The sequence below is a fragment of the Methylorubrum podarium genome (assembly GCF_022179745.1).
GTDB lineage: Bacteria > Pseudomonadota > Alphaproteobacteria > Rhizobiales > Beijerinckiaceae > Methylobacterium > Methylobacterium podarium.
On sequence record NZ_BPRD01000603.1, the window covers coordinates 1 to 4,463 of the forward strand.

A 4,463-nucleotide genomic window follows, 5' to 3' on the forward strand; every position below is an offset into this window, starting at 1 on the left:
GGCGACGCCGAAGGACATCGGTGCCGCGAGCCGCACCCGGCCCCGCGGCACGCCGTTGGCGTCGAGCGCCCGCGCCTCCGCCGCCTCGCCCGCGGCGAGCAGCCCCGCCGCATCCTCCCGCGCCGAGCGCCCGGCTTCCGTCAGCGCCAGGCGGCGGGAGGTTCGGTGGAACAGGCGCGCCCCGAGCCGGGTCTCCAGCCGCGCCACCGCCTTCGAGACGGTCGCCTTCGACAGCCCGAGCTCCTCCGCCGCGCGGGCGAAGGAGAGGGCGTCGGCCACCACCGCGAACACGGCCCAGGCTTCGAAATCGGGGAGCTTTGCCATAGATCAAATCCGGAAACGATGCGTTTCAATCGTTTCCGTTTTCATCAGCCAAGGCAAGGGCCAGATTGCGCTCACACCGATCGCGGCCCGGACCGGACGACGTCCCCGCGGCGATCCTTCGAGGCAGGAGATCCACACCATGAGCGCGCACGGCATCCACCACGTCACGGCCTTCGCGAGCGACACCGCCCGCACGATCGACTTCTACACCCGCGTGCTCGGCCTGCGGCTCGTGAAGAAGACGGTCAACTTCGACGATCCGGGCACCTACCACCTCTATTTCGGCGACGAGGCGGGCAATCCCGGCACGATCCTCACCTTCTTCCCGATCGCCCAGGCCGCCCCCGGCCGGGTCGGGATCGGGCAGGTGTCGGAGACGGCCTTCCGCGTGCCGCGCTCGGCCATCGGCGACTGGACGCACCGCTTCGTCTCGCTGAACGTCGCCCACGAGGCGCCGGTGAGCGTCTTCGGCGAGACGGTGCTGCGCTTCCGCGATCCCGACGGGATGCCCCTGGCGGTCGTCGGCGTCGAGGGGGCGGAGGCCGAGCCGGCCTGGGCGGCCGAGGGGATCGCGCCGGAGACCGCGATCCGGGGCTTCCACGGCGTCACCCTGCTCCTGCGCGGGGCGGAGGCGACCGCGGCGATCCTTACCGATGTGCTCGGCTTCGAGGAGGCGGACCGCGAGGGCAGCCAGATCCGGCTGACCAGCGGGGCGGGCTTGGGCGGCTTCGTGACGCTCCGCGCGGTCGGCGACTTCCTGCCCGGCCGGCAGGGGGCGGGCTCGGTCCACCACATCGCCTTCCGCGCCGCCGACGACGCGGTGCAGGCGGCGATGACGGAGCGGCTGAGCGACCGGCACGGGCTCTCCGTCACCGAGCAGCGCGACCGGCAGTATTTCCGCTCGGTCTACTTCCGCGAACCCGGCGGCGTCCTGTTCGAGATCGCCACCGACGCGCCCGGCTTCGCCATCGACGAACCGGCGGCGGAACTCGGGACCGGGCTGAAGCTGCCGCCCTTCCTCGAGCCGCACCGCGACCGGATCGAGGCGGTGCTGCCGAAGGTCGCCTGAAACCGCCACGCCCCCGCGGCCGTCCGAATCCCCTCGGGCGGCCGCCCCCTTCTCAGACGGAATGGAGACAGCCATGACGAACGGCGTCACCTTCGACTTCGTCCACCGCTTCGAGCCCGGCACCGACGCGGGCGCGCCGCCGCTCCTGCTGCTGCACGGCACCGGCGGCGACGAGACCGACCTGCTTCCCCTCGGCCGCGCGCTCTCGCCCGGCTCCGCGCTGCTCTCGCCGCGCGGGCCGGTTCTCGAGAACGGCATGCCGCGCTTCTTTCGCCGGCTCGCCGAGGGCGTGTTCGACGAGGCGGATGTCCGTCGCCGGGCGGGCGACCTCGCCGCCTTCGTCGCGCAGGCGCGGGCGGCCTATGGTCTCGCCGCGCCGGTGGCGGTCGGCTTCTCGAACGGGGCCAACATCGCCGCCGCGACCCTGCTCCTGCACCCGCAGGCGTTGGCGGGGGCGGTGCTGCTGCGGGCGATGGTGCCGCTCGCCGAGACGCCGCGGGCGGACCTCGCCGGCCGTCCGGTGCTGCTGCTCTCGGGCGCCCTCGATCCGATCGTGCCCGCCGACAACGCCGAGCGGCTCGCAGCAAATCTCGGGCAGGCCGGCGCGGCGGTGACCCACACGGTCAACCCGGCCGGGCACGGCCTGTCGCAGGCCGATCTCGCCGCCGCGGGGGCTTGGCTCGCCAGGAATTTTGGTGGCTAAGCGCTTGTCGCGGAACGGCTGCTCCGGACCGGCGGCGGTCGGGCTTTTCGGCGAGAGAGGACGAGACGTGGCGGGGGTGAGCGCCCCCGTCACGCCGCCTGTCCCGATGCCTCCACCGGCTCGTGCAGATGCAGCAGCCAGGTCTCGCCCTCGACCGGCATGCCGAAGGCGGTGTGGGTCGCGGTCTCGACGCAGGCGAAGCCGTGGCGGGCATAGATCCGTCGGGCGCCTTCCAGAACCGTATGGGTCCACAGCGTGAGGCGGGCATAGCCCGTCTCGCGGGCGAAGCCGATGCAGGTCTCGACCAGTGCGTCGCCGATGCCGCGGCGGCGGGCGAAGGGCTCGACATAGAGGAGCCGCAGCCGCGCGACGCCGTCGCCTTCATCGGTGAGGAAGACGGAGCCCGCCATCACGCCGTCGATCTCCGCCACCCAGCACTGCTCGCGTCCCGGCTTGAAATCCCGAAGGAAATTGGTGGTGGCCTCGCCCTCGACGATCTCCAGGCCGCGGCCCCAGCCGTGGCTCTGGGCGTAGAGCATCGACTGGCGGGCCGCGATCAAGCCCATATCGCCGGTGCGGAACGGTCGGATCGCGAAGCGTGACGCCGTCTCGGGCTGCAGCAGCAGGCGCACCCGTGCCATCGCTTCGGCCAAATCACGCCGCTGGACCGCGTCGAATTCGCCGATGAGGCCCGCCACGGACGCGCGCTGCCGTCCATCCACCTCCTTGAAGGCGCTGCGTCCGGCTTTGGTCAGTCGAATCGGCCGGACGCGGGCATCCGCGCCGCGGGCGCGAGTGATCCAGCCTCGCTGCTCGAAGCGGGTGAGGATCCGGCTGACGAAGCCCGCATCCATGCCGAGCCTCGCCTGCGCCGCCCGCGCGGTCACGGCCCCCTCCGCCGGGTCGTGCGTCGCGATCTCGAACAGCAGGCGCGCTTCCGGCAGCGTCAGGTCGCAGCCGAGGAATTGCTCGTCGAGTGCGCCGACGATCCCCGTGAAGAACCGGTTGAAGCGGCGGAATGCGGCGATGGTGTCTTCCATGGCGTCAACGTCGCCATGAAAGTTGACGGAGTCAACTAGTTTGATGGGCCGGGCGAGTCGGTGTCGCCACGGGACGGAAACCACCGCGAGAACGCGGCAAGTGCGTGTTAGTGTCTCTCACAAAACGCCCGCTGCGCCGTCGTGGTCGAAGGGAAACGGCGGTGACCGGGAGGTTGGTAAGGCTTAAGCCCGACGGAATTCGTCGCAGGCGCGTTCGACGGCTTCCGGGTACGTTGCTGCACGAACCGGTATTCTGAAGCGAGGGGGCTCGTCCTTGTCCGGCCCCCTCCTCAAGGTGACCGGTTCGTTAACGATGTCGTTCGATAACCGGGAACCTGCAAAGTCAGCCTAGTTTTACGCCATGCGCGCCTTTGCGCGTGCTCCGACGAGAGGGTAGCCTGAGGAAAGATCTCGACGAGAAGGCTGTCAGGTGCCGAGCCGGCAGATCAGGATCATGATCCAGTGCTAGCGATTTTATTGCTCATGGTCGCCGGTGTACTGATCGGCCTCTTCTACCACTGGGGAATGCTTGCCGTCGCGAGTTTCGTTGTTGTCGTTGTACGGGTCATCTATCAATTTCACAGCGGCCATTTCACTGTTGCCGACATGCTGATGATGGCCGCCTCCCTCTGCGCCCTGCAGGGAGGTTATATTTTCGGAGGCTACATCGCCTACAAGAAGAGTATCTGAACCGGCCTCACACCCAGATGATGCTGCCGCTCAGCCATGATGCCGTGCCCCACAGGACAATGGAAGCGACAACAAACAGGATCCCGTAAGTCAGGCGAGGACGGCGGGCGGACATCTCGACATTCAATGTTCTGGGCGGACGGAGGGAAGCTCTCGCCGTATGGCACGGATCGTTTTGCGTTTGTGTCAAAATCGATGGTCTTCGCCTGTGGCAAACTACGCATGTGCCCGTGAAAAGACAGTAATCGAACGGCCTTCGTAAACTTGTCGTTGAGAGGGGGCCGAGGCAGTTGTTCGGCGCGTTAGGCCCAGATCGGCAACGTGTCGGTTCTGGTCTCGGATTGCCGCCGTTTCGTCAAATCACGGGTCGGTGATTGCTGGCTCCCCGCCATCGGTCTGCACAGCGGGCGCCTCACCGGTGATTCCGGCAGCCTCGCGTCGTGCCGATCGAGGCGTGACCCACCGCCTCGGGCGATCCCGCCCTTGCATGCGTCGGGCGCAGCGTCCATTGCGCTGTCACTCGTTCCACCTCGGGGAAAAGCGGCCGGGCCGGTGTATCGCCTCACCGACATCGCGATCTCGAACTGGTACCTCATCCGGCGCGAGCAGATCCGGATCCGGGGCGCGGCGGCGCTCG

6 protein-coding genes are annotated in these 4,463 nt (G+C 68.8%); 4 read left to right on the plus strand and 2 right to left on the minus strand.

Going from position 1 to position 4,463, the window contains the following annotated elements; genetic code table 11:
* A partial coding sequence (locus MFF42_RS24385; protein WP_238258462.1) for a LysR family transcriptional regulator occupies positions 1 to 324 on the minus strand: 324 nt, incomplete at its 3' end.
* A 139-nt stretch (positions 325 to 463) separates the two neighbouring features.
* Here MFF42_RS24385 and MFF42_RS24390 point away from each other — a divergent pair.
* Both MFF42_RS24390 and MFF42_RS24395 read left to right on the plus strand, forming a co-directional pair.
* Complete coding sequence (locus tag MFF42_RS24390) at positions 464 to 1,393, plus strand: ring-cleaving dioxygenase (protein ID WP_238258464.1); 930 nt, start codon at positions 464 to 466, stop codon at positions 1,391 to 1,393.
* Between the two features lie 73 nt (positions 1,394 to 1,466).
* Positions 1,467 to 2,096 (plus strand): alpha/beta hydrolase, encoded by a 630-nt coding sequence (locus MFF42_RS24395; protein WP_238258465.1) that lies wholly within the window; start codon positions 1,467 to 1,469, stop codon positions 2,094 to 2,096.
* An 89-nt stretch (positions 2,097 to 2,185) separates the two neighbouring features.
* Here the strand turns inward: MFF42_RS24395 and MFF42_RS24400 are convergent, their stop codons facing one another.
* Entirely contained in the window at positions 2,186 to 3,136 is a 951-nt protein-coding gene (locus MFF42_RS24400) for a bifunctional helix-turn-helix transcriptional regulator/GNAT family N-acetyltransferase (protein ID WP_238258467.1), read from the minus strand.
* Positions 3,137 to 3,598: 462 nt separating this feature from the next.
* Here MFF42_RS24400 and MFF42_RS24405 point away from each other — a divergent pair, with 462 nt between their 5' ends.
* Positions 3,599 to 3,826 carry a hypothetical protein gene (locus MFF42_RS24405; RefSeq protein ID WP_238258469.1) on the plus strand — a complete coding sequence of 76 codons (228 nt, stop codon included), beginning with the start codon at positions 3,599 to 3,601 and terminating at the stop codon, positions 3,824 to 3,826.
* Between the two features lie 321 nt (positions 3,827 to 4,147).
* Positions 4,148 to 4,463 (plus strand): hypothetical protein (locus MFF42_RS24410; RefSeq protein ID WP_238258471.1); only part of this gene is annotated, 316 nt, incomplete at its 3' end.

Excerpts from the sequence above, each read along its gene's own strand:
- MFF42_RS24400 (WP_238258467.1), bottom strand. The coding sequence starts at position 3,136 with ATGGAAGACACCATCGCCGCATTCCGCCGCTTCAACCGGTTCTTCACG.
- MFF42_RS24390 (WP_238258464.1), top strand. The coding sequence starts at position 464 with ATGAGCGCGCACGGCATCCACCACGTCACGGCCTTCGCGAGCGACACC.
- MFF42_RS24395 (WP_238258465.1), top strand. The coding sequence starts at position 1,467 with ATGACGAACGGCGTCACCTTCGACTTCGTCCACCGCTTCGAGCCCGGC.